The organism is Limosilactobacillus caccae (genome assembly GCF_900156885.1).
Taxonomy (GTDB): Bacteria; Bacillota; Bacilli; order Lactobacillales; family Lactobacillaceae; genus Limosilactobacillus; species Limosilactobacillus caccae.
In genome coordinates, this window is the sequence record NZ_FTOY01000011.1 from 289,025 (window position 1) to 314,025 (window position 25,001).

General features: G+C 46.6%; 20 protein-coding genes and 2 other annotated features. All 20 genes read left to right on the plus strand.

The window, feature by feature from the left end:
- Positions 1-63: 63 nt before the first annotated feature.
- Positions 64-1,212, plus strand: a complete 1,149-nt coding sequence (locus CZ502_RS07470) for a cysteine desulfurase family protein (protein ID WP_076461153.1) — start codon at positions 64-66, stop codon at positions 1,210-1,212.
- A gap of 19 nt (positions 1,213-1,231) precedes the next feature.
- On the plus strand, positions 1,232-2,452 hold the full coding sequence (thiI, locus tag CZ502_RS07475) for a tRNA uracil 4-sulfurtransferase ThiI (protein WP_076461155.1): 1,221 nt from the start codon (positions 1,232-1,234) through the stop codon (positions 2,450-2,452).
- Between the two features lie 41 nt (positions 2,453-2,493).
- Positions 2,494-2,708, plus strand: a binding site (T-box leader).
- Positions 2,709-2,775: 67 nt separating this feature from the next.
- The gene (locus tag CZ502_RS07480) at positions 2,776-5,430 is read left to right on the plus strand and encodes a valine--tRNA ligase (protein WP_076461157.1); all 2,655 of its coding nucleotides are present in this window, start codon (positions 2,776-2,778) and stop codon (positions 5,428-5,430) included.
- 335 nt (positions 5,431-5,765) lie between these two features.
- Positions 5,766-7,196 carry a cytochrome ubiquinol oxidase subunit I gene (locus CZ502_RS07485; protein WP_076461159.1) on the plus strand — a complete coding sequence of 477 codons (1,431 nt, stop codon included), beginning with the start codon at positions 5,766-5,768 and terminating at the stop codon, positions 7,194-7,196.
- Complete coding sequence (gene cydB, locus CZ502_RS07490) at positions 7,197-8,213, plus strand: cytochrome d ubiquinol oxidase subunit II (RefSeq protein WP_076461161.1); 1,017 nt, start codon at positions 7,197-7,199, stop codon at positions 8,211-8,213.
- 6 nt (positions 8,214-8,219) lie between these two features.
- Complete coding sequence (gene cydD / locus CZ502_RS07495; protein ID WP_076461164.1) at positions 8,220-9,950, plus strand: thiol reductant ABC exporter subunit CydD; 1,731 nt, start codon at positions 8,220-8,222, stop codon at positions 9,948-9,950.
- A complete protein-coding gene (cydC, locus tag CZ502_RS07500) occupies positions 9,943-11,688 on the plus strand; it encodes a thiol reductant ABC exporter subunit CydC (protein WP_076461166.1) in 1,746 nt (581 codons plus the stop codon). The genes cydD and cydC overlap by 8 nt, the downstream gene beginning before the upstream one ends.
- A 69-nt stretch (positions 11,689-11,757) precedes the next feature.
- Positions 11,758-12,975: an NAD(P)/FAD-dependent oxidoreductase gene (locus tag CZ502_RS07505; protein ID WP_076461169.1), complete on the plus strand. Its 1,218-nt coding sequence runs from the start codon at positions 11,758-11,760 to the stop codon at positions 12,973-12,975.
- A gap of 128 nt (positions 12,976-13,103) precedes the next feature.
- Positions 13,104-14,417: a bifunctional folylpolyglutamate synthase/dihydrofolate synthase gene (locus CZ502_RS07510; protein WP_076461172.1), complete on the plus strand. Its 1,314-nt coding sequence runs from the start codon at positions 13,104-13,106 to the stop codon at positions 14,415-14,417.
- A 76-nt stretch (positions 14,418-14,493) separates the two neighbouring features.
- The gene (locus CZ502_RS07515; protein ID WP_076461174.1) at positions 14,494-15,111 is read left to right on the plus strand and encodes a JAB domain-containing protein; all 618 of its coding nucleotides are present in this window, start codon (positions 14,494-14,496) and stop codon (positions 15,109-15,111) included.
- 142 nt (positions 15,112-15,253) lie between these two features.
- Positions 15,254-16,255: a rod shape-determining protein gene (locus CZ502_RS07520; protein ID WP_076461176.1), complete on the plus strand. Its 1,002-nt coding sequence runs from the start codon at positions 15,254-15,256 to the stop codon at positions 16,253-16,255.
- A gap of 151 nt (positions 16,256-16,406) precedes the next feature.
- Positions 16,407-17,264, plus strand: a complete 858-nt coding sequence (gene mreC, locus CZ502_RS07525; protein ID WP_076461178.1) for a rod shape-determining protein MreC — start codon at positions 16,407-16,409, stop codon at positions 17,262-17,264.
- A gap of 7 nt (positions 17,265-17,271) precedes the next feature.
- The gene (gene mreD / locus CZ502_RS07530) at positions 17,272-17,808 is read left to right on the plus strand and encodes a rod shape-determining protein MreD (RefSeq protein WP_076461180.1); all 537 of its coding nucleotides are present in this window, start codon (positions 17,272-17,274) and stop codon (positions 17,806-17,808) included.
- 50 nt (positions 17,809-17,858) lie between these two features.
- Positions 17,859-18,204: a binding site (T-box leader), on the plus strand.
- A 68-nt stretch (positions 18,205-18,272) separates the two neighbouring features.
- Complete coding sequence (locus tag CZ502_RS07535) at positions 18,273-18,920, plus strand: amino acid ABC transporter permease (RefSeq protein WP_076461182.1); 648 nt, start codon at positions 18,273-18,275, stop codon at positions 18,918-18,920.
- Positions 18,921-18,934: 14 nt separating this feature from the next.
- The gene (locus tag CZ502_RS07540; protein WP_076461184.1) at positions 18,935-19,579 is read left to right on the plus strand and encodes an amino acid ABC transporter ATP-binding protein; all 645 of its coding nucleotides are present in this window, start codon (positions 18,935-18,937) and stop codon (positions 19,577-19,579) included.
- A gap of 12 nt (positions 19,580-19,591) precedes the next feature.
- Positions 19,592-20,437, plus strand: a complete 846-nt coding sequence (locus tag CZ502_RS07545) for an amino acid ABC transporter substrate-binding protein (protein WP_076461186.1) — start codon at positions 19,592-19,594, stop codon at positions 20,435-20,437.
- Positions 20,438-20,649: 212 nt separating this feature from the next.
- Positions 20,650-21,897 carry an EF-P 5-aminopentanol modification-associated protein YfmF gene (gene yfmF, locus CZ502_RS07550; protein ID WP_076461188.1) on the plus strand — a complete coding sequence of 416 codons (1,248 nt, stop codon included), beginning with the start codon at positions 20,650-20,652 and terminating at the stop codon, positions 21,895-21,897.
- A gap of 4 nt (positions 21,898-21,901) precedes the next feature.
- On the plus strand, positions 21,902-23,200 hold the full coding sequence (gene yfmH, locus CZ502_RS07555; RefSeq protein ID WP_076461190.1) for an EF-P 5-aminopentanol modification-associated protein YfmH: 1,299 nt from the start codon (positions 21,902-21,904) through the stop codon (positions 23,198-23,200).
- A gap of 101 nt (positions 23,201-23,301) precedes the next feature.
- Positions 23,302-24,336: a helix-turn-helix domain-containing protein gene (locus CZ502_RS07560; RefSeq protein ID WP_076461192.1), complete on the plus strand. Its 1,035-nt coding sequence runs from the start codon at positions 23,302-23,304 to the stop codon at positions 24,334-24,336.
- Between the two features lie 27 nt (positions 24,337-24,363).
- Positions 24,364-24,951: a CDP-diacylglycerol--glycerol-3-phosphate 3-phosphatidyltransferase gene (pgsA, locus tag CZ502_RS07565; protein ID WP_076461194.1), complete on the plus strand. Its 588-nt coding sequence runs from the start codon at positions 24,364-24,366 to the stop codon at positions 24,949-24,951.
- The last annotated feature ends 50 nt before the right edge of the window (positions 24,952-25,001 follow it).

A 25,001-nucleotide genomic window follows, 5' to 3' on the forward strand; every position in this document is an offset into this window, starting at 1 on the left:
TTTTTGCAGGAGAGGTCGCTCATTTGCAACTTTCCTGCGGATTATTTAGGAAGGAAATCGGTAATGATCTATTTTGATAACAGTGCGACAACTAAAGTGTCACCAGAAGTACTTGATACTTATGATGCCGTTAGTCAAAAGATATGGGGGAACCCTAGTAGCCTCCACAACTTTGGTGAAAATGCCTGGAACTTGTTGGAGCAAGCCCGTCAGCAGATTGCCAAATTAGTAGGCGTCAAGCCTAGTGAAATTATTTTCACGAGTGGCGGTTCTGAAGGTGATAACTGGGTGATTAAGGGGACAGCCATGGCAAAGCACCGGTTTGGCAAGCACATTATTACCACAAGTGTTGAGCACGCTGCCGTTAAGAACCCGCTGGAGCAGCTTAAAGAACTGGGCTTTGACATCACCTACCTCCCCGTTGACAAGGAAGGACGGATTGACCCGGAAGATGTTAAGAAGGCGATCCGCCCAGACACGATTTTAGTGTCAATTATGGCGGTCAACAATGAGATCGGTACGATTCAGCCAATTAAAGAAGTCGGGGAGATCTTAAAGGATTACCCGAACATTCACTTTATGGTTGATGCGGTCCAGGCGATCGGTAAGGGGCTTGATTCACAAGTCTTTAGTGACCGGGTTGACTTTGCGACCTTTTCTGGTCATAAATTCCACGCCCCCCGTGGTACCGGCTTTGTCTACGTCAAGAGTGGACGGAAATTAGCACCCCTGATTGCCGGTGGTGGGCAAGAACGGAACCTCCGGAGTGGGACAGAAAATACGCCCGGGGATGTTGCCCTCGCCCGGGCGGTCCGCCTTGTAAAAGAGAACGAAAAGGCAGCGGTTAAGCAAGAACATGCAGTTAAGGAACGGATCTACGACCACTTAGCCAGCTTTGACCATGTCAAGTTAATCTCTGGCCGGGATAAGGGCTTTGCGTCCCATGTTCTCTGCTTTTCAATTGTCGGTGTCCGTGGGGAGACCATTGTCCATGCGTTTGAGGATAAGGGAATCTATATTTCGACGACTAGCGCTTGCTCCTCAAAGAAGCATGCGGAAGCCGGGACACTGGCAGCGATGAAGGTGCCAGAAAACATTGCAACCAGTGCGGTGCGGATCAGTCTCGGCGACCAGAACACTTTAGCAGAGGCTGACCAGTTTAACCGGACCTTTGACGAACTATACGCTGGTTTTAAGAAGATTATTGATTAGGGTGAAAGGAGGAAGCAATTTGCAATATACAGAAATTATGGTCCGCTATGGTGAACTATCAACCAAGGGCCACAATAAAAAGTCGTTCATCGACCGGCTGGGGGATAACGTCCGCCACGCCCTGCATAGCTTTGACCAGGTGAAGGTTCATGCCCAGCGTGACCGCCTGCACGTTGAATTAAACGGGGCAGACTATGACCAAGTTATGAACCGCTTAAAGCTTGTCTTTGGGATTCAAAACTTTTCTCCGTCGGTGAAGGTCGACAAGACTTTTGCGGCAACCGCCAAGGCTGCAGAGCAGATGATCGCAGAACAGGTCGACCAGCCGATCACGTTTAAGGTGGAGACCCGGCGTTCTGACCACCACTTTGAACTTGATACCTTTGAGATGAACAAGCAATTAGGGGGCTACCTGCTAGAAAAGTTCCCTGGCAAGCTAAAAGTTGACGTTCATCACCCCGACTTAACCTTGCGGGTTGAAATTCGCTTGAACGGGATCTACCTCTCAAGTGAAACAATCAAGGGTGCTGGTGGCCTGCCGGTAGGAACTGCTGGTAAGGGAATGATGATGATGTCCGGGGGAATTGACTCCCCAGTTGCTGCTTACCTCGCAATGAAGCGGGGCGTTTCGCTGGAAATGGTCCACTTCTACAGTCCGCCATACACTAGTCCCCAAGCCCTTGCCAAGGCCAAGCAGTTAACGGAAAAGCTAGCCAAATACAGTGGTAACATCAAGTTTATCCAGGTGCCATTTGCGGAAATCCAAGAAACGGTTAAGGAAAAGGTACCAGAAGGCTACTTGATGACGATCCAACGGCGGATGATGTTGCGGCTGGCGGCAGCGCTGATGGAGAAACGGCACGGCTTAGCAATTTTTAACGGCGAATCGCTTGGCCAGGTTGCCTCACAAACGATGGAAAGTATGGTTGCCATCAATGATGTGACGGCATACCCAGTATTGCGGCCGGTGCTTTCATATGATAAGACGGAGATTATCAAGATTGCTGAAGAAATTGGTACTTATGACCTGTCGATTTTGCCATACGAAGACTGTTGTACCGTCTTTACCCCGCCATCGCCGAAGACGCGGCCAAATGTTGAGCGGGCACGGGAATACGAGAAACGGCTTGACATCGAAGGCTTGATGAAGCGGTCATTAGCTGGAATCGAGATTACAGATATCCACCCTGGTGAAGACTTCTTGAACCAAAACGAAGACGTCTTTGCGGAATTGCTTTAAAATTACTTGACGACGCTAAATTATTTAGCTATGATACAAATTAATAAGCATTGACCGAAAGAGTAGTGAAGCGGTGCCGATCAGCGAGGCCCTGGTAGTGGGAGAGGGCTAGGTAAATACTTTATGAACGTAGCTCGGGAGCTGACATGCTGAACTAATAGTAGGGGTGTCCGGTTCATTTACCGTTATTAAATGATTAAAGTGGGGTGTCGGTTGACACTCAAATTAGGTGGTACCGCGTTAACTCGTCCTATCGTAGTGATAGGGCGAGTTTTTTTGGTTAATGCATAAAAATATGCTGCTGTTTGAAAGGAGTTTCTACTATGACAGAAAAAGAAATGTCTACCAAGTACGATCCTTCTGCCGTTGAAGAAGGACGTTACCAATGGTGGATCGATCAAGGCTTTTTTAAGCCAAGTGGTGATAAGAAGGCGCACCCATATTCCATTGTTATTCCACCGCCAAATGTTACTGGTAAACTACATTTAGGCCATGCCTGGGACACGACCTTACAGGATATGATCATCCGGCAAAAGCGGATGCAGGGCTATGATGTCTTATGGCTCCCCGGGATGGACCACGCCGGGATTGCCACCCAGGCAAAAGTTGAAGCGCGGTTGCGGAAGCAAGGGATTTCCCGCTATGACCTTGGCCGGGAAAAGTTTGTCCAACAGGTCTGGGACTGGAAGGATGAATATGCCGACATTATCCATAAGCAATGGGCTAAGATGGGGATTTCTGTTGACTATGATCGGGAACGCTTTACCCTTGACGAAGGGCTAAACAAGGCTGTCCGGAAAGTCTTTGTTGAACTATACAAGAAGGGCTTGATCTACCGGGGAACTTACATCATCAACTGGGATCCGCAAGCACGGACTGCCCTTTCTGACATCGAAGTGATCCACAAGGACGATAAGGGTGCCTTTTACCATGTTAAGTACCCATTTACTGACGGGACGACTTTTAACGGTAAGGACTACATTGAAATTGCGACAACCCGTCCAGAAACGATGTTCGGGGATGAAGCGGTTGCCGTTAACCCCCATGATGAACGGTACAAGGACTTAGTTGGGAAGCACATCCGTGTTCCACTGGTTGACCGGGAGATCGAAATTATCGCTGATGACTACGTAACCCCTGACTTCGGAACCGGGATGGTAAAGATTACCCCTGCCCATGACCCGAACGACTTTAAGGTTGGTAAGCGTCACAACTTGCCAGAACTCAATACAATGAACGAAGATGCTTCGATGAACGAAAATGCCGGTAAGTACGAAGGCATGGACCGGTTTGAAGCCCGGGAAGCAATCGTTAAGGACCTTCAAGACCAGGGCTACATGTTAAAGATTGACCCAATTGTTCACTCGGTTGGGCACTCTGAACGGACCGGGGTACAAGTGGAAGCGCGGCTTTCAACCCAGTGGTTTGTTAAGATGAAGCCACTTGCCGAAGCAGCCTTAAAGAACCAGGAGACTGATGACCGGGTTAACTTTGTTCCGGGACGGTTTGAACACACCTTTACCCAGTGGATGGAAAACATTCATGACTGGGTGATCTCCCGTCAATTATGGTGGGGCCACCGGATCCCAGCTTGGTATAACAAGAAGACTGGGGAAGTCTATGTCGGAATGGAAGCGCCACAGGATGCGGAAAACTGGGAACAAGATAAGGATGTCTTGGATACTTGGTTCTCTAGTGCATTGTGGCCATTTTCCACGATGGGGTGGCCAGACACTGATTCAGCCGATTTCAAGCGCTACTTCCCAACCAACACCCTGGTTACCGGTTATGACATTATCTTCTTCTGGGTATCACGGATGATCTTCCAATCCCTTGAATTTACCGGGAAGGCACCATTTAAGAATGTCTTGCTCCACGGGTTGATTCGTGACGAACAGGGCCGGAAGATGAGTAAGTCCCTTGGTAACGGGATTGATCCAATGGACGTGATCAAGAAGTATGGGGTTGACGCCTTGCGGTGGTTCTTGATTACTGGCTCAACGCCGGGGCAAGATATTCGCTTCTCATACACGAAGATGGACGCGGCCTGGAACTTTATCAACAAGATCTGGAATGCCAGCCGGTACGTAATCATGAACCTCGGCGACATGCCAGCGCCAACTCTGCCGGACAAGAGCAAGTGGGACCTCGCTGACCGCTGGATCTTAAGCCGGTTGAACGCCACCATTACTCAGGTTAACGACCAATTTGAAAAGTTTGAGTTTGGTGAAGCGGGCCGGGCACTATACAACTTTATCTGGAACGACTTCTGTGACTGGTACATCGAAATGACCAAGGAGAAGCTGAACAACGGGACTGACGAAGAAAAGGCGAATACCAAGAACATCCTTGGCTATGTCCTTGACCAAACCTTGAAGATGATGCACCCAATTATGCCATTTGTTACTGAAAAGTTATGGCAGTCAATGCCGCATGACGGTAAGTCAATCATGGTTGCTAAGTACCCAGTAGCTAATGCGGACCTTAATGATGATGATGCTACTGAACAGATGGGCAGCCTGATTGAAATGATCAAGGCGGTACGGAACATCCGGAGCCAGGCTAATGCGCCAATGTCGAAGCCGGTTGACATCCTCGTTAAGGTTGATAATGACCACCTCGGCAAGATGCTGACTGATAACCGGGATTACATCGACCGCTTCTGTCACCCAGAAAACTTAACGATTAGTAAGGATGTTCAGGCACCTAAACTAGCGATGAGCGGTATTTTAGCCGGTGCAGAAGTATATATTCCAATGGCAGAATTAGTTGACCTCGAAGAAGAAAAGGCGAAGATGAACGACGAAATTGCTAAGCTTGAAAAGGAAGTTCAACGGTCTGAAAAGAAGCTCGGCAATAAGAAGTTTGTTGATAATGCGCCAGAAAAGGTTGTTGAAGCTGAGCGGCAAAAGGCTGTGGAATGGCAGCAAAAGCTTGCTGCTGCTAAGGAACGGCTTGCGTCATTAGCCAACGCCTAGGTTAACTATTAAAGTGATAAGATTATAGACAATTAATGGCGATTTTATCTAGGAACTATTTAGTGCTAGACAAGTGAATAGAGTTGAAAGAAGCTGGTGTGACCAGCTTCTTTTGCTTTTATATGAAAATAAATTCATATATTGGTGATAAACAGTTATCGGACGATAAGAAAAGTATTCCCCGGTAATAGGGCATTTCTTTCGAAAATTGTTAATTTTTTCTTATATTTAGTCATTGTAAATGTTTATCACAAGTATTATGATTATAGGTGTAGAAACAGGAAACGGTTTCAACTACTATTATTTTCGATGTACTTCGGAGGGAGGTATTTATAATGACTATTCTTAGTCTGGCACGTTTCCAATTTGCCATGACGACGGTCTATCACTTCTTCTTTGTTCCATTTTCCATTGGGACAGCGTTTATCGTCGCCATTATGGAAAGCATGTATGTCAAAACAAAGGATGAGACATACAAGAAGATGGCGAAATTCTGGGGAAATATTTTCCTGCTTAGTTTTGCTGTCGGTGTTGTTACTGGTTTGATCCAGGAATTCCAGTTCGGGATGAACTGGTCTGATTACTCACGGTTTATGGGTGATATCTTCGGTGCACCTCTAGCTCTTGAAGCTTTGCTATCATTCTTTATGGAATCAACATTTATTGGCCTGTGGGTATTTACCTGGAAAAAGGTTAAGCCAGGGGTTCACCTGTTCTTCATCTGGATGACCAGTATCGGTTCTTTGACATCCGCATTATGGATTTTAACGGCGAACTCATTCATGCAACACCCAGTTGGTTATGCAGTTAAGAATGGGCGGGCCGAGATGGTTGACTTTGGCGCTTTGCTAAAGAACCCGCAATTATGGTATGAATACAGCCACGTTATCTTAAATGCGATGATGATGGGTGGTATTATTATCGCCGGCTTGACGGCCTTCCAACTGCTCAAGAACAAGAAGCTCTCAGAAGCTAACCGGATCTTCTACAAGAAGTCACTGCGGTTAGGACTCTTAGTTTCCTTGATCTTCTCTGTTGGTGGAATCGTTGCCGGTGACTTGCAGATGCAATACCTTATTAAGGAACAACCAATGAAGTTTGCGGCAACTGAAGACGTCTTCACGACTACTGGTAAGCACGCCCCATGGACAATCGTCGGGATTGCTGACATGAAGGAACACAAGGTAAAGGCAAACATTGATGTGCCTTACGCCTTGAGTATTCTTTCATACCACAAGACGACCGGGGCGGTTACCGGGATGAATGAGATTAATGCTAAGTTGCAAAAGCAATACAAGGACAAGTACGGTGAGGACATTAACTTCTACCCACCAGTAAACACCTTGTTCTACAGTTTCCGGATTATGTGTGCGGTTGGTGCCTGGATCTTCTTGGTATCACTTGTCGGCTTAATCATGACGCGTGAGAAGGCCAAGAAGGCACTGACTGAACGGCGGTGGGCCTTATGGTGCATTGCCATCACAACTTTCTTACCATTCATCGGTAACACTGCTGGTTGGTTTATTACCGAATTTGGTCGTGTCCCATGGACGGTTTACGGATTGTTCACCATTGCTGAGAGTGTATCACCAAACGTTTCGGTTGGTTCGTTGTTGACAACTAACATTGTCTTCTTCGTTCTCTTTACCAGCTTGGCAATTACATTGATTGGGTTAATCATCCGCGAATTACGGAAGGACCCATCAGAAGCAATTGAACCGAAATTCAAGAAGGTTCTCGATCCATTTGATAAGGAGGCGTTCTAAATGAGTGCTCTTCAATTATTATGGTTCGTCTTAATTGGTGTCTTGTTCGCCGGTTTCTTCTTCCTCGATGGTTTTGACTACGGGGTGGGGATGGCGGTTGAAACACTTGCCCATGATGAAAACGAACGTGATCAATTAGTTGAAACAATTGGACCAGTATGGGATGCCAATGAAGTATGGCTGATCACTGCTGGTGGTGCCATGTTTGCATCATTCCCATTCTGGTACGCAAGTCTATTTAGTGGTTACTACTTGATTTTAGCCTTTATCCTAGTTGGCTTAATTATCCGGGGAGTTTCCTTTGAATTCCGGGATAAGAGCCCGATGCCAAAGAAGCGTCGCTGGGATAAGGCATTAGCACTTGGTAGTGCAATGGTGCCATTCCTATTAGGGATTATGTTTGTCAGCATGATTCACGGAATGCCAATTGACGCCAAGGGTAACTTCGATGCCGGCTTCTTTGATTACTTTAACTGGATTTCAATTGTCGGCGGAATTGCCTTACTCTTATTGACCTACCTTCACGGAATTAACTACATTGCCTTGAAGACAACTGGTCCTGTTCAAGAGCGGGCACGTAACTACGCGCAATTCTTATACTGGGTCCTCTACGTTGGTGAAGTCGTCTTCGCAATCCTCTTGCTATTCATGACCGACTTCTTAAGCGTTCACCCAATTGGTACCCTTGTAATGCTTGTATTGATCGTTGCCACTTCAGTTTACGCGCACGCGGCGGTATTTAAGAACCGTAACATGGCAGCCTTCATTTCAAGCGGATTAACATTGGTATCACTTGTTGCTTTGATCTTTATCGGCTTGTTCCCACGAGTATTAATTAGTAGCATTAGCCCTAAGTATGACTTGCTTATTCAAAATGCTTCCTCAACGGAATACACACTAACGGTAATGACCATCGCAACTTGTTGCTTATTACCATTCGTTCTGGCATACACAATCTGGGCTTACTGGATTTTCCGTAAGCGGATTGCAATGCCAGCTATTCCGGAGGTTAAATAACAATTTATGATTGATAAACTACTCTTCAAGATAAAGGGGAGCAGGCAGATCATGATTAAGCTTGTGGGGCTTTATGTCCTGCAAGCTTTTCTTATCCTCGGCCAAGGATTAGGGCTTGCAGCATTGCTGACCGGTCTTTGGCAGGGACATTCCTTGGCTAGTCAGTTGACCTGGCTGCTAGTTTTTGCTGGTTGTTACCTATTGCGTCATGGCTCAACCGAGCTTGGTAATAGCTGGCTTGATAAGTATGCCCGGATGGCTGCCCAGGATTTTCGAAAGCAATTGCTAAAAAAAGTTTTTAACTTAGGACCGGCAATTGTGCAACGCGAGGGGACCGGTAACATGGTTACCTTAGCGTTAGACGGAATTAGTGAGGTTGAAAACTACATTCACCTGATTTACAGCAAGGTCATTAGTATGATGATTATTCCTGTTATTCTCCTGATCGTTTGTTTCTTCCTCGACTGGATATCAGGAATTGTGATGTTGCTTGTTTACCCGCTAATTGTCTTATTTATGATTATTTTAGGTTACGCGGCTAAGGCCAAGGCTGACCGCCAATACGCTGCCTTTCAGGTTTTGTCAAACCACTTCATTGATTCCTTGCGGGGAATTGATACCCTCAAGTACCTGGGGTTGAGCAAGCGCTATTCGCGGAGTATCTACCGGTCGAGTGAACGTTTCCGGAAGTCAACGATGAGCGTGATCAAGGTAGCGATGCTATCGAACTTTGCTCTCGACTTCTTTACGACCCTGGCAATCGCAGTGTTGGCGGTCTTCTTGGGCTTGCGGTTAATCAATGGGCATTTGCTACTATTTCCCGCATTAGCCATCTTGATCTTAGCGCCAGAATATTTCTTGCCGATTCGTAATTTTGCCAGTGACTACCACGCCACACTAAACGGGAAGAACTCGTTTCATGCCGTTTTACGGATCATCAACATGGATTTGCCGAAGAGACCACAAGTTGAACTTCACCCCTGGACGACGGGGGATGAGCTCCACCTTGAAAATGTTGAATTTGCCTATCCTCATGGGGAAAGCGAATTGCGCGATATCAACTTAACAGTAAGCGGGCCGCAAAAGGTCGGGATTATCGGGATGAGTGGTGCCGGCAAGACCACCTTGATCAACTTGTTGAGTGGCTTTTTACCACCAAAGAGCGGAAAAATGACCATTCAAGGCCAGAAAGTTGATACCCTTAACATCAAGAGCTGGCAAAAGCAGATCCTGTACATCCCACAGACACCATATATCTTTGCGGATACATTACGGAATAACATTGCCTTTTACACCCCAGGGGTGAGTGAAGAGCAGCTCCAAGAGGCCGTTCATGTCGTTGGCTTAGACCAGCTGGTCGCTGAATTACCAGCGGGGCTTGATACGATGATTGGGAATGGTCACCGGCCATTAAGTGGTGGTCAGGCGCAGCGGATTACCCTTGCCCGGGCATTCCTTGATGCTTCGCGGAAGGTAATGATCTTTGATGAGCCAACTGCCCACTTAGACATTGAGACCGAACTTGAATTGAAAAAGCGGATGCTTCCCCTGATGGACGGCCGGCTGGTCTTCTTTGCAACCCACCGTCTTCACTGGATGAAGCAGATGGATTATATCCTAGTCTTAAAAGACGGTCGCCTAGTTGAGCAGGGGACCTACCAGCAATTATTAGCTGAACAAGGCTACTTTACTGAATTAATGGATCAAACGAAGGGAAGGAGGGGCAACCATGAATAAAATTCCGTTGCTTAAGGCAATGAAGCACGACCAGTGGGTAAAGCCCTTCTTAAAGCGGTATAAGTGGACCCTTGTACTGGCGATTTCATTAGGAATTATTACTTTTATTTGTGCCGGCGGGCTGATGTTCACGGCTGGTTTTCTAATTAGTAAGTCAGCGACGATGCCGTTTAATATCTTGCTGGTCTACGTTCCAATTGTCTTAACCCGGGCCTTTGGAATTTTTCGGCCGGTGACAAATTACTTTGAACGGCTCGCCAGTCACAACTGGGTTTTTAAGATGACGTCGGCTTTTCGGAAAAAGCTGTACGATTCATTGGAACAAGACGCGGTTTTCTTCAATAGCAAGTACCGGATCGGCGATATCCTCGGGTTATTATCCGAAGACGTTGCCCACATTCAAAACTTGTACCTGCGGACGATTTTTCCGATGCTAGTTGCCTTTGGCCTTTACGCGATTATTGTGATTGCGATGGGCATCCTCTCCCCGTTGATGGGGTTATTAATGCTCGTCTTGTTTGGGCTGATTATCATTGCAATTCCTGTTTGGTCGGTACTGGTCAACGGTGCCCGGCAACAACTGGAAAAGCAGTATACGAATACCTTATACGCGGACTTGACGGATAACATCATGGGGATCACCGATTGGGAATTAGCAGGGCGCAGTGATGAGTACTTGACCCACCACCGCCATAGTGAAAAGCACTTATTGGCTTCCCAGCAGGCAAAGAAGAAGTTCGAACACCTGCGGGACTTTGTGTTGCAGGTAATGATCTTACTCGTGGTAATTAGTCTCGTAATTTGGGGCGCCAGTTATTTTGGTGGTCACTGGGGCGGTAGTGCCAACTGGATTGCAGCGTTTGTCCTCTGTGTCTTTCCGCTGGATGAAGTGCTCTCTAGCCTACCGACTGCTGCCCAGCAAACCAATGTGTACACTGATTCGCTCAACCGGCTGAACAAACTACCCCAGCCCGCAAAAGAAGAGACTAAGCCGGTAGAGTTAGCGGCACCATACACGATTAAGGCGGAAAACTTACAGTACCGTTATCCAGGAACGGAAAAGCTAATCCTCCGCGGGCTTGACCTAGAGATTAAGCCAGGTGAAAAGTTAGCAATTTTGGGCCGGAGTGGTGCAGGAAAGAGTACCTTTGCCAGCTTGATCCGTGGTGACCGCCAGCCAACTGCTGGTAAAATAACGTTGAACGGGGTAGCAACTGATGAATTTGGTGACGGGATTGCCAAGTACATCGGGGTCGTCCACCAGTCACCATACCTCTTTAATACCACCGTCCTTAACAATGTTCGATTGGGAAACGAGGACGCAACTGAAGACCAGGTATGGTCCGTGCTCGAACGGGTAGGCCTGGCTGCGATGGTTAAGAGTTTGCCAAAAGGGCTAGATACGATGGTCGGGGAAGCAGGGCTCCGCTTTTCTGGCGGGGAACGTCACCGGCTATCACTTGCCCGAATTCTCCTAAAGGATGCCCCAATTGTTTTGCTTGATGAGCCGACAGTGGGCCTAGACCCCATCACGGAACAGCAAGTAATTACCACCTTCATGGACCAATTAAAGGATAAGACCCTGATTTGGATTACCCACCACTTGCAAGGGATCGAAATGATGGACCAGGTTGTCTTTATCGAAGATGGGCAAATTGCAATGCAGGGTAGCCCGGCGGAATTGCAAGCAACCAATAAACATTATCGGATGCTAAAACAAGCCGATGAAGGGAATTAACGCAAGACTGTTTCTTTATTTCAAAGTATGTTTATAATTAATTATAATGTGATGAAGGGATGAGAAAAGATGAAGGAAGTTGTAGTATTAGGGGCTGGATATGCTGGCCTTAAAACAGTTGTTTTATTGCAAAAAAAGATAAAGGACAATGTTCATATCATTTTAGTTGATCGAAATGATTACCACTTCGAAGCAACGGACTTACACGAAGTTGCGGCGGGTACACAGACGCCATCACGGATTTCTTATCCAATCAGTGACGTTGTAAAGCCAAACATTACGACCTTTATCCAGGATGAAGTGGTTGGTGTTGACACCGCCAATAAGACGGTAAAGCTTGCTAAGCACGCCGAATTACTGCACTACGATTACTGCGTGGTTGGTCTTGGCTTCGTCTCAGAAAGTTTCGGAATTTCCGGGGTAGACGAAAACGCCTTCCCAATGACGGATGTCGACGAAGCAAAGACAATTTACAACCACATTATTGCTAAGATGCAAGACTACCAGCAAAGCAAAAACCCAGATGACTTGCACATCATCATCTGTGGTGGGGGCTTTACTGGAATTGAGCTAGCCGGCGCCTTGGTTGACGCCCGCCCAAGTTACGCAAAGATTGCCGGTGTTGATCCGAGTGAGATTAAGATTACCTTGATCGAAGCTTCAACCCGGCTGTTGCCAATGTTTAGCGAAAAGCTTGCGGACTACGGGGTAAACCTGGTTAAGAAGCTAGGGGTTCAGTTATTTGATGGCTCACGGATTTCACGGATCGAACCAGGTAAGGTTTACTACAAGCATGGTGATGATACTGAAGAACAGACCCAATCAGCTGGGACGATTATCTGGACAACTGGTGTCAGTGGGAACCCACTGATGGCCGAAGCTGGATTTAAGGAACGGCGGGGCCGGGTAATGGTCACTGACCACTTAAATGATCCGGACCACGACGATGTCTACATCCTAGGGGATGTTGCGGCGGTTATGCCACCTGATGGCAAGCGACCATACCCAACGACTGCGCAAATTGCCTTGGCAATGGCTGACTTTACGGCTGAAGACATTGCTAGCCGGATCAAGACTGGCAAGCGCAAAGCAAAGGCCTTTACCTACAAGTCACTTGGAACGGTCGCATCCGTTGGTAATACCCGCGGCTTTGGTGAGGCAATGGGCCATGAGATTAAGGGCTACACCGCTTCGGCAATGAAGAAGATTATCGCCGACCGCTCACTAATGGAAACCGGTGGGGTGAAGGAACTGTTGTCCAAGGGACGCTTTGACCTTTACCACTAGAATTAAGATGGCATTGCGGAGGAAGATATTACTTGCCCCGTGATCGCTGGATAATATTTGAAGCTGAAACAGGAGGCTGGGGAAAATGTTTTTTCTGGTCTCCTGTTTTATTGAATGAGGAGAAAATGATGATTGATAACTATGATGACGCGCTGGCCTTTATTCATGGCCGCGCAAAGTTTAAAAAGATCCCCACTCTTTCCCGGATGAAACAATTCTTAGCCGCACTCGGCAACCCCCAGGAGGGACTGAACTATGTCCACGTGACCGGGACCAATGGTAAGGGGTCGGTTGTGGCGATGATGCGGTCAGTCCTTTTGGCCAGTGGGCTAACGGTTGGCAGCTTTACCTCACCGTTTATTACTCGCTTTAATGAGCGAATCGAATATAACGGTGAACAGATTAGCGATGAGGAGCTGACAAAATTAACCCAGCGCATTGAACCCGTCGTTGCAAGGCTGGACGAGGAGCTGCCAACGGGGGGGCCAACTGAGTTTGAAATTGATACGGCGCTGATGTTTTGCTATATGGCAGAAAAGAAGCCGGATGTTGTTTTGCTAGAAGTGGGGATTGGTGGCCTATTTGATTCGACCAACGTCATTATTCCCCAAGTCAGTGTCATTACGACCGTGGGCTGGGACCACATGAAATACCTTGGTGATACACTAGCCAAAATTGCCACGCAAAAGGCCGGAATTATTAAGGACCAGGTGCCGGTGGTGGTTGGCAAGCTGCCATCAGAAGCACGAGAAGTAATTATTGCAGCTGCCCACCGGAAACATGCTCCCCTGTACGAGCTGGGGGATGCGTTTATGGCGAAGAAAGTCAATGGGCACCAATTTCAAGCGACGATTGACTACCGGGGCCCCGTGATAAAGCGGGGAAGGTTTGCGCTCGGGCTTGGTGGTGACTACCAGGTAGAAAACGCGGCAGTTGCAATAACGGCGGCACAAGTTTTTATGCAGCAAGTTGGGTTGCCAGTTGATGTTCAGGCCTTTAAGATGGGGATCAATGAAACAACCTGGCCGGGCAGGTTAGAAGTAGTAAGTGACGAACCGCTTGTCCTATTAGATGGGGCGCATAATTTACCTGGCATACAGGCCCTTGTGCAGACGATTCAGGATGATTTTGCCGACCGCGAGGTATACCTCTTAGTGGCGATTTTGGCAGATAAGCAGTACGACTTAATGCTTGGCGAACTTGCCAGCCTGGGCAACGTCCACTTGTTGGTGACTCAGTTTGCCGGTCCGGGGCCAAAACGACCTAGTGCGGACCTGGCGGCGATCGTAAAAGACATTCCCACAAAGTATCCTGTTGAGTACGCATCGGAATGGCAACTCGGCCTTGCTCAGTTAGCTGGTGAGATGAGTGCAGAGGATGTGTTGATCGTTACGGGCTCGCTTTATTTCATTTCCGATGTTCGACAACTTTTTAAAAATTAAAAGAAAAAAAGTGCAAAATCCAAAATTTTACGTATTTAAATAATAGCGAGTAATTTTAAAGGAGATTGTACTTAACATGGAAAAAGAAATGCAGAATGATTACGCAGCACTGGTATTGGCAAGCCTTCCCGCTAGTTTGGGTGACCAACGACAACAACTCTGCCAACAGTTTATCCGGAAGTGTCCGACCCCCTTTGCCCTTAAAAAGGCTAGCCGGGTAGAACGAGAGCAGATGCTTTCCTGGGCACCAGAGATGGCGACGGTGTTTGCAGCGATTGAGCTGGGCCAGCAGGTTGCCAAGAGTCACCAAGAAATTATCGGCCACGCCTACTCAAGCGTTGAGCTTGGGCGGGAGATGGTGGCGCATTTCCAAGGAGAGGAGCAGGAAAGGATCTGCGTCGCCTGCACGGATGTCCACAACGACATCATCGCCTGGAAGACATTATTTGTCGGTGGGCGGAGTGAGTGTGTCCTTTACCCTGACCGGATTTTTAACTATGCCTTGCGTAACTCAGCGCGCGGAATCATCATGATCCATAACCACCCGTCAGGGGACATTGAGCCGTCAGACCAGGACTATTCGTTTACCCAGCGGCTTGACCATGGTTGTGACATCATCGGTCTCCAGCTCGTTGACTTCATGATTGTTGGGCGGGACAAGTATTATAGCTGGCGTGAAGAGCGGTGTATCTAAAAGGTTAAAAAAGAATTAATTTCCGTGCTAAAAATACTTCCTTTCAGATTATTAATGTATATTAATGTTCGTATGTACCGGGTGGCTATGGTATAATATGCACGATATTAATTTGATTTTAAAGACGAAGGGAAGAAGCAGATTGCTAGGAATCGGAACAAAAAATCTTGGCATTGACCTTGGAACTGCTAATACGATTGTTTACCTCGAAGGTAAGGGGATCGTATTACGCGAGCCATCAGTTGTTGCCCGTAACACAAAGACCAACGAGGTGATTTCCGTTGGCACTGATGCGCGGGACATGATTGGGCGGACACCAGAGAGCATTGTTGCCATTCGGCCAATGAAAGATGGGGTTATCGCTGATTATGACACGACTGTTGCAATGATGAAGTATTACATTGACAAGACCCTTGGGAATAACGGCAAGCCGTACGTGATGGTTTGTGTACCAAGTGGAATTACCGAAGTTGAAAAGCGGGCCGTCATCGATGCTACGCGGGTAGCCGGTGCACGTGATGCTTACGTTATTGAAGAACCATTTGCAGCGGCAATTGGGGCCGGCCTTCCAGTAATGGACCCAACCGGGAGCATGGTTGTTGATATTGGTGGTGGAACGACCGACGTTGCCACAATTTCGTTAGGTGGGATTGTGTCCAGCCGTTCTATCCGGATGGCCGGTGACAAGATGAACGATGCGATTGTCCAATATGTCCGGCAACACATGAACCTCTTGATTGGGGACCGGACCGCCGAAAAACTGAAGTGGGATGTTGGTTCTGCATCAGTAGAAGCTGCTGAAGAGATGGGGACGACCCAGGTTCGCGGACGGGACCTTGTTACTGGTTTACCTAAGACGATGGAAGTTTCCGCTAAGGACGTTTCGACGGCACTTCAAGACGTTGTTGACAGCATTATTACTGCAATTAAGGGAACCTTGGAAGAGACTTCACCAGAAATCGCAGCGGATGTTATTGACCACGGAATTGTCCTAACCGGTGGTGGGGCCTTGTTGAAGCACCTCCCAGATGTTATTGCTGATGCAACAAAGGTACCAGTATTCATTGCCAATGATCCCCTCGATTGTGTGGCGATCGGTACTGGTGAATCACTAAAGAGTATTGATGTAATGAAGAAGAAGTAATCTTTCATTACTTAATTGAGAATTGTGAATGCGGTCAGATTGATCGTAAATCATCATTGGGATTAACTAATGATTGGCGGGGCTGGTCACTAAACATAATTGTTTAGCAGGCCCCGTCTTAATTACCTTGTGTATGCATTGGAGGAACAAAATGCAGAAATTTTTTTCCAATCGCCGATTAGTTCTTATTGTGATCATTTTAGTTGTCTGTTTTGGACTGATGGCCGGCTCGGTTTCGCTGCGTAATCGCCGCAATACCCCGCCTATTATCCAGCAGTTTGGCAATGATATTGTTGGCTTTGTCGACAGTGCCGTTGCCCTTCCAGTAAACTGGATGCAGACGAGCATCAGTTCCGTTAACGGGTTGATGAATACCTACGCGGAAAACCGGGAACTAAAGCAACAAGTAACTGAGTTAGCGCAGACCAAGGTTCGTGACCAAACCTTGGCCCATGAAAACAAGCAACTAAAGCAGCAGTTAAAGTTGAATAATTCAATGACCGACTATAACACGGTGACTGCGGCGGTCCTAATGCGGACGCCTTCTTCTTGGCAACGACAACTGGTCATTAATAAGGGCCAGTCAAGTGGAATTGAGAAGAACATGCCAGTGATGAGTGGTAGTGGCCTGATCGGTCGGGTGACGGAAGTAAATAAGACAAACAGTAAGGTCGAATTATTAAGTGATACTAGTGAGTCGTCAAACCGCTTTGCCATTACCTTGAACGGTAGTAATGGCAAGGTGGTCAACGGAATCATCACTGGTTATAATGCCTCCACTAATGAGCTAGAGATGGGGCAAGTGACCGCAAAGGCAAAGATTAAAAAGGGGACCAAGGTAGTGACCAGCGGAATGGGTGGTATCACGCCGAAGGGACTCTATGTTGGTCGTGTCTCCCGGGTCGGCAAGGATGATTATGGCCTGGCTCAACGAATCTATATCACTCCAGCAACGGACTTTAACGATATCAACATCGTGACAGTTGCTGAAGCTGCTTCACAGGAGTGATTACATTATGTATCGATTGTCACGACTAAAATATGTTTTCCCCATTGGCCTGTTTGTCAGCCTATTTCTTGACGGTGCCTTGAGCCATGTCTGGGCGCCACTATTTTTCCGCTATCCGTACTCGATGGTTAGCCAACTCGTTTTATTGTGGTTGGTCTTGTCATATTTCTTTGAAGATGACATTGAGATCCCCCTCATTCCCTTTGCAATTGCTGCGGGGGCGGTTTATGACCTTTACTTTTCCGGTATTCTCGGTCTATTTATCTTCTTGTACCCGTTGATTGTCGCGCTAACAAAAGTTTTAGCCCGCTACTTTAGTTCGTCGTTCTTATCGATGATCATGATCTTTTTTGTTGACCTGGTTGTCTTTGAGACGCTTAATTACTGGGCATATTACCTTATCGGGATTACCGACGTTGGCTTTGGTGACTACTTGGTCTTTACCTTAGCACCGACACTAGCGTTAAACTTGATCTATTTTGTCGTTTTATTTTGGCCAATCCGGGCAATGTACCGGTGGGGGCTTGATGACGGGCAAGTTTAAAATAGTTCTTGACATTATGAGAATTTCATTATAGGATACTAACAACATCATAAATGACAGTGAACAGACTAGTAGAACTTCATGAGCAGCAAAGAGAGTCCCGTTTGGTGGGAGGGGACCTGTTCAAAAGTTTGAATCACATCTGTGAGTTGGTCTTCTGAAGTCCTAAGTAGGAAGACCCGGGGAAGCCCGTTACAGCACGGAGTTTATTTAATGAACTCACTAAGGTTATTCTTCGTGAGAAGGTAACAAGATGAGGTGGAACCGCGGAAACGCCCTCGTAGCCAGTTGGCTCGGGGGCGTTTTTCTATTCCAGAAGATTAGATGAACTTGCCGAGATAGGTACTGTGAGGTGCCTATAAACTGAGGTGGAACCACGATTTGATCGTCCTCTAGGAAAGTCTTTTCCTAGGGGATTTTTGTTTACTGGTATTTGATAATTAATTAACTAAGGAGGCAATACAATGTCAATGCAATATATAAATGAAATCTTACCTTCATTATTTCAGGGAGCAGGTCTTACCCTCCAAATTTTCTTCTGGACGTTAGTCGGTTCTTTACCGCTCGGAATTCTTGTCAGCTTAGGGTTAACCTCAAAAATCCACCCCTTAAAGTGGCTCCTTGAAATTTACGTTTGGCTGATGCGGGGGACACCATTGCTATTGCAATTAATCTTTGTCTTCTATGGTTTACCAATTGTCGGAATCGTCTTTGAACGTTATGACGCCGCACTAGTTGCCTTCATCCTCAACTACGCCGCCTACTTTGCGGAAATCTTCCGTGGTGGTTTTCAGTCAGTTGACCAGGGGCAGTTTGAAGCAGCGAAGGTTCTTCGTCTAAGCTACTGGCAAACCCTTCGTAAGATTATCATCCCGCAAGTCGTTAAGATTGTTATCCCATCAATTGGGAATGAAGTGATTAACTTAGTTAAGGATTCATCATTAGTTTACGTAATCGGGCTTGGCGACTTACTCCGGGCCGGGAACGTCGCAACCGCCCGCGATGTCACCTTAGTACCACTGCTGCTTGTCGGGTTAATTTACTTAATTCTCGTCGGGATTTGTACTTTGGTCTTACGGCAAGTCGAAAAACGCTACGCATACTTTAAGTAGGGGAGGAGATCACTATGTTAGAAGTTCGCAATCTAAAGAAAAGTTTTGGCGGCCGGCAAATTTTAAACGGGGTTGACCTCACCGTTGAAGATGGCAAAATCCTTTGTATTGTTGGACCGTCTGGTGCTGGGAAAACAACGCTCTTGCGGTGCATAACTGGTCTGGAAAGCCCTGATAGTGGGGAGTTCTCTATTGATGGCCGGTCATTTAACCCCCAAGGGACCGAGGCAAATGACCGGGTGATTGGGGTTGTCTTTCAGGACTTCAAGCTTTTCCCCAACCTATCAGTGATGGAAAACATTACCCTTGCGCCAACGATGGTTTTAAAAAAGGATAAAACAGCCGCAACGGCAGAAGCTAAGCGGTTGCTTGATGAACTGGGCTTGGGTGATAAGGAGGACCTTTACCCCTACCAATTGTCAGGGGGACAAAAGCAACGGGTAGCAATCGCCCGGGCATTAGCGATGAAGCCAAAGATCTTATGCTATGATGAGCCAACCTCGGCCCTTGACCCGAACCTGCGGAAGGATGTTGCTAACATTATCCTGGGCTTGAAAAAAGACGGGATGACCCAGCTGATTGTTACTCACGATTTGGACTTTGCCGAGGACGTCGCTGATGATATTTTGAAAGTTAAGCCACTTGACCAGCAAAACTAAGGAGGGAGCAAGATGAAAAGATTTAAAGCTGTTTCGCTGATCCTTTTATTAATCGTTCCCCTTTTCCTTCTCGCTGGGTGTGAAAACCTTACTAGTCGGGCAAACACCCAGGATACGTGGAGCCGGATTCAACAACGCAAGCGGGTAATCGTGGGCCTTGATGATAGCTTTGTCCCGATGGGTTACCGGCAAAAGGACGGTAAGTTGGTCGGTTATGACATTGACCTTGCCCGGGCGGTGTTTAAGCAATACGGCATTAAGGTTGATTTTCAACCAATTGATTGGTCGATGAAGGAAACGGAGCTGAAAAACGGCACCATTGACCTCTTATGGAATGGTTATTCAATTAACCCTGACCGGGCAAAGAAGGTGGCCTTTAGCCGCCCCTATCTAAGGAACCGGCAGATTTTGGTAACCAAGAAGGCAAGTGATATTAAGAACCTGAATGATATGACGGGGAAGTCACTGGGGGTTCAAAGCGGGTCAACCGGGTTGACAGTGTTGGATGAAAAGCCCAAGCTCCTAAAAGACAAGATTAAAAACAAGGAGCCGATTCAATACGATACCTTCCCGAACGCCTTTATCGACTTGAACGCTAACCGTATTCAGGGGATTTTAATGGACGAAGTATACGCTGATTACTACATTAAGCACCAACAGAACAGCCGCGATTACCGGACATATGTAAGTAAGCAGTTGCCGATGGAATCATTTGCTGTCGGGATGCGCAAGGGCGATAAAACCTTGCAAAAGAAGATTAATGACGGCTTAGGGAAGCTCCAACAGAATGGCGAATTAAGAAAGATCAATGAGAAATGGTTTGGCCAAGATAGTAACTACCTCGGCCCAGTTAACTAGATAAACGGGATCGGTGGACTATTTCGCCGGTCCCGTTATCTTTACCGTGGTGCCGCCAGGAAATTAATTTGATAAATTGGCGAGAAATATAGTAATCAATTTGTAATTTAGCCGCTTTTAACGTATCATTAACCAGTACGATAATTCGATTGAAACTGGGTGGCAGCTAGGTAACCCCTTGCTGCACTTTTTATTGAAGGGAGAAAGAGACCGTGGATTTTAATCTTGCGCGTGGCGTGGATCTTCACATCATTCCCACAAAACAATTTAAGATGAATCACGTCTTAATAGACTTTGCGACCCCGCAAACACCAACAAACGCAACTGCGCGAAACCTGTTGGCTAACCTATTGGAGACTAGTACGCATCGTTATCCAACACAGACCGCCTTGGCACGCCAATTGGCAACCCTCTATGGCGCCTATGTCAACCTATTTGTCAATCGTCTGGGCACCCTCCATACGGTCCGTCTTCATGCGAGCTTTGTTAATAATAACTTTGTCCATGAAGACCTGTTTGCCCAGGTTGGTGAGCTAATTAATGAGATTTTATTTCACCCGTTAGTTGATGATGGTGAATTTGATGGACCGACATTCCGCCTGCAAGCGAACAATTTGAAGAGTGCCATCAAGTCGCTTTATGATGAAAAACAATTTCTTGCTAACCAGCGGTTGATGGACTTGTACTATCAACAGGATTCCGTAATGCGGATTCCTAGTTTTGGCCGGATCAATGACTTGGCAGACCTAACCGCTAGTAGCCTGGTTGAGACTTACCGGTCAATGATTGATCGCGATAAGGTTGATATCTTCGTCCTCGGGGATGTTGACCCCCAAGCGGCACAGCAAGTCTTCGCACGCTTGCCGTTTGCTGACCGTGACGCTGCATTGCCAGCACCGTTTTATCAGCAGCCAGCTTATGAGCTTGTCCAGCACCGGACCGATTACCAGCAGGTCAGCCAGGCAAAGTTTAATTTGGCATATCGGCTGCCAGTTTACTATCATGATGCTAATTACTATGCGGGGTTAGTCTTTAATGGCTTGTTTGGGGGAACTCCTTACTCCAAGTTGTTTACTAATGTCCGTGAGAAGGCCAGTCTTGCTTATTATGCTTCTAGCCGGTTCTTGCCGTTCAATGGGTTGGTGAGCGTCCAGACCGGGATTAAGGCTAGTGATCGGGACCAGGTTCGTGACTTGGTTCAAGCTCAATTAGCCGCTATCCAGGCAGGTGATTTTAGCACCGCAACCCTACAAGAGGTCCAGGATAGCCTGATTAACCAGTATCGGGCAGGGCATGATATTGCCGGCAATGTATTAGAGCAACAACTTGTTACGAGCTTATTTGGGCAAGCAAACCAGGACTTTGTAACACAGATCAAGGCCGTAACCAAGGATGACATTATCCGGGTTGCTAAGATGACGAAACTTCAAGCAGTTTATTTATTGAGTGGTGAAAAGTAAACAGATGGATAAACAAGTTTATCAAGAATTTAACCAGACAATTTATCGCCAACAGCTGGCAAATGGCTTAAAAGTGCAGCTTTTACCAATGGCCGGCTACCATAAGACTTACGCAATCTTAACAACTGACTTTGGCTCAATCGATAACCACTTTATCCCTTACCAACAAGACGAAGCGATTAAGGTGCCTGATGGGGTCGCTCACTTTTTAGAGCACAAGATGTTTGAAAAGGAGGACCACGATGCCTTTGACCTCTTTGGTAAGCTTGGTGCGGATTCAAATGCCTTTACCAGCTTTACCCAGACTAGTTACCTTTTTTCAACGACGAGTAACTTGCATGCCAATTTGGATGTCTTGCTTGACTTTGTTCAGGACCCGTATTTTACGGCACAGACGGTGAAAAAAGAGCAAGGGATTATCGGCCAGGAGATCCAGATGTATGATGATGATCCCGGCTGGCGCCTTTACCTTGGAATCCTTGGTAACCTCTACCCGAAGGACCCGATGAGAATTGATATTGCTGGGACGGTTGACTCGATCAGTCAGATCACTCCGGAGATCTTGATGGCGAGTTACCAGACATTTTACCAGCCAAGCAATATGAACCTCTTCTTGGTTGGTCAGCTGGATCCGGAAGAGACAATGGCGTGGATTGAGCAAAATCAAGCGCAAAAGACCTTCCCACCGGCGGAAGTGCCGCGGCGACTCTTTTCCTTAAACGACCCCACTGCCCACGATGTAATTCCATTTCGCTCATTGACGATGGATATCGTACGGCCGAAGGTGGTCGTTGGCTTGCGGGGAACGAAGCACTTCGATGACGGTCGCCAACGATTACACTATAAGCTGGCAATTGACCTGTTATTAGATGTCTTATTCGATGATACATCTGATAACTACCTCCGCTTGTACAATAATGAAACGCTGGATGATTCATTTAGCTATAATTTTGAGATGCAACGGGGATTTCACTTTGCTTACTTTAGTTCTGATACTAACCAGCTGGAACGTTTCGCTGATGAGGTAATCGCAATCTTAGAGAGCGCTGACCAGCAGATTGAAGCAGCCCGGACGCGGTTTGAAGGAATTAAAAATGCTGAATTAGGGCGGCTGATTGGCTTGCTCGATTCTCCTGAAGCAATTGCTAATCGCTATGCTGGTGACCTGTTTGCCGGGGCCAGTTTAATGGACGAAATTCAGTTATTAAAGTCAATTACGATTGATGATTTGTACCAGGTAGCAAATGAGTTTATTACCTCCCAAGGGATCTCGGTATACCAGGTAGTCCCCCAACACCAGTAGGGAACAGCTTTTCTTAAGATTGCTAAAATTAGCAATTTTATATTAGTGAGCATGATATAATATCCAAGAGTGAACATAAAGAAGAAAATGGAGATAGGACAATGAGTGAGAACGAGAACGAACAAAAGAAACTTGAAATCGGGAAGATTTTACGTAAAGCCCGGGAAGACAAGGGTTACACTCTTGATGACCTGCAACAAGTGACGAAGATTCAAAAGCGCTACTTGATTGCGATTGAAGATGAAAACTTTGATGAACTTCCTGGTGACTTCTATGTTCGGGCATTCATTAAGCAGTACGCCAACATGGTTGGACTAGACGGCAATGACCTTCTTCAACAATATGATGATCAATTGCCAAAGACAAAGACAGAAGAATATTCTGACCACCTTGCCCAGGCAGTTGAGACCCGGGCAAGTCAACGCAAGACCGTTAGCGGCAGTGTTGACAAGGTTAGAAACTATATGCCAACAATCATCATCGCCTGTGTAATTGTCTTAGTTTTAGCCGCTATTTGGCTCACCGCAATTGCCAGAAATAACCGTGATTCTTCCACCCGGATTGATAATAGTTCTGTATCGGTATCTGGTGAGAGCCGGAAGAAGGCTTCCTCTTCCGCCAAGAAGGAAAGCACCAAGAAAGAAAAGTCCGTTGCAATCAAGCTCCAGCAAACAAGCCGGAACAACAACAGTGTGGTCTTTAATGCGGATCAATTGACTAAGGATGCCGATTTAGCAATTAGTCCAACTGAAGACTCATGGCTACAGGTGCGGGCCAACAACAATACTTTATTAAACAAGACGTTGAAGAAGGATGAAAAGGCCAACTTAAAGATTAATAAGGACACTACTTCCTTAGTAATTATTGTTGGTAATGCGCGGGCCACGACAATGAAGATCGGTGGCCAAACGATCGACGTTACTGAAAATGGCCGTTACCAAAATACCCGGACAGTGACGATTAACTTTGGTAAGAATCAATCAAGCAGTTCTTCGCAATCATCCACGGCTACTAGTTCTTCTGCGGCTTCCCAGTCAAGTCAAGCTACTAGTAGCACAACCCGGCCATCAAATGCCAACAGTGGTCAACAACGGCCAGCAACCAACACGAGCCGGCCACAAAATACGAACCGCTAATTTTGTGAAGACAAAGGAGTTATAACATTGAATTTACCTAATAAATTAACAATTGTTCGCTTAATCATCATCCCATTTTTCCTATTATTAATGGTCTTACCATTACAGGGCTGGGGAGCAGTTAGCTTTTTGGGGGCAACAATTCCGCTTGCCCAATTGATTGCGGCAATCCTCTTTATCGCAGCAACCTTGACGGATAACCTCGATGGGCGGATTGCGCGGCGGGACCACCTTGTTACTAATTTTGGTAAGTTTACCGACCCGTTAGCCGATAAGCTATTAGTAATGACGGCCTTTATCGTTTTAACTGGAAATGGGATTGTTCCAGCCTGGGTAACTTCGATTATCATCTGGCGGGAATTATCAGTGACTGGGTTACGGCTACTGCTTGTTGAACAAAACGGGACTGTTTTGGCCGCCAAGATGCCCGGCAAGATTAAGACAACGACGCAGTTCATTGCGATTATCTTCCTCTTGCTCAATAACGTCATCTTTGCGTACTGGAACATTCCTTTTGGGCAAATTATGTTATACATCTGCCTGTTCTTCACAATTTACTCTGGGGTTGACTACTTCATCCAGGGCCGCGGTGTCTTTTCAGACGGATTTAAATAATAAAAAGAAGTTAGAAAAATTTTTTCTAGCTTCTTTTTATTTTTTTCGTG

What these genes read in the sequence shown, in the direction of transcription:
- CZ502_RS07470 (WP_076461153.1), top strand. Translation starts at nt 64, where the DNA reads ATGATCTATTTTGATAACAGTGCGACAACTAAAGTGTCACCAGAAGTA.
- CZ502_RS07480 (WP_076461157.1), top strand. Translation starts at nt 2,776, where the DNA reads ATGACAGAAAAAGAAATGTCTACCAAGTACGATCCTTCTGCCGTTGAA.
- CZ502_RS07485 (WP_076461159.1), top strand. Translation starts at nt 5,766, where the DNA reads ATGACTATTCTTAGTCTGGCACGTTTCCAATTTGCCATGACGACGGTC.
- cydB (WP_076461161.1), top strand. Translation starts at nt 7,197, where the DNA reads ATGAGTGCTCTTCAATTATTATGGTTCGTCTTAATTGGTGTCTTGTTC.
- cydD (WP_076461164.1), top strand. Translation starts at nt 8,220, where the DNA reads ATGATTGATAAACTACTCTTCAAGATAAAGGGGAGCAGGCAGATCATG.
- cydC (WP_076461166.1), top strand. Translation starts at nt 9,943, where the DNA reads ATGAATAAAATTCCGTTGCTTAAGGCAATGAAGCACGACCAGTGGGTA.
- CZ502_RS07505 (WP_076461169.1), top strand. Translation starts at nt 11,758, where the DNA reads ATGAAGGAAGTTGTAGTATTAGGGGCTGGATATGCTGGCCTTAAAACA.
- CZ502_RS07510 (WP_076461172.1), top strand. Translation starts at nt 13,104, where the DNA reads ATGATTGATAACTATGATGACGCGCTGGCCTTTATTCATGGCCGCGCA.
- CZ502_RS07515 (WP_076461174.1), top strand. Translation starts at nt 14,494, where the DNA reads ATGGAAAAAGAAATGCAGAATGATTACGCAGCACTGGTATTGGCAAGC.
- mreC (WP_076461178.1), top strand. Translation starts at nt 16,407, where the DNA reads ATGCAGAAATTTTTTTCCAATCGCCGATTAGTTCTTATTGTGATCATT.
- mreD (WP_076461180.1), top strand. Translation starts at nt 17,272, where the DNA reads ATGTATCGATTGTCACGACTAAAATATGTTTTCCCCATTGGCCTGTTT.
- CZ502_RS07535 (WP_076461182.1), top strand. Translation starts at nt 18,273, where the DNA reads ATGTCAATGCAATATATAAATGAAATCTTACCTTCATTATTTCAGGGA.
- CZ502_RS07540 (WP_076461184.1), top strand. Translation starts at nt 18,935, where the DNA reads ATGTTAGAAGTTCGCAATCTAAAGAAAAGTTTTGGCGGCCGGCAAATT.
- CZ502_RS07545 (WP_076461186.1), top strand. Translation starts at nt 19,592, where the DNA reads ATGAAAAGATTTAAAGCTGTTTCGCTGATCCTTTTATTAATCGTTCCC.
- yfmH (WP_076461190.1), top strand. Translation starts at nt 21,902, where the DNA reads ATGGATAAACAAGTTTATCAAGAATTTAACCAGACAATTTATCGCCAA.
- CZ502_RS07560 (WP_076461192.1), top strand. Translation starts at nt 23,302, where the DNA reads ATGAGTGAGAACGAGAACGAACAAAAGAAACTTGAAATCGGGAAGATT.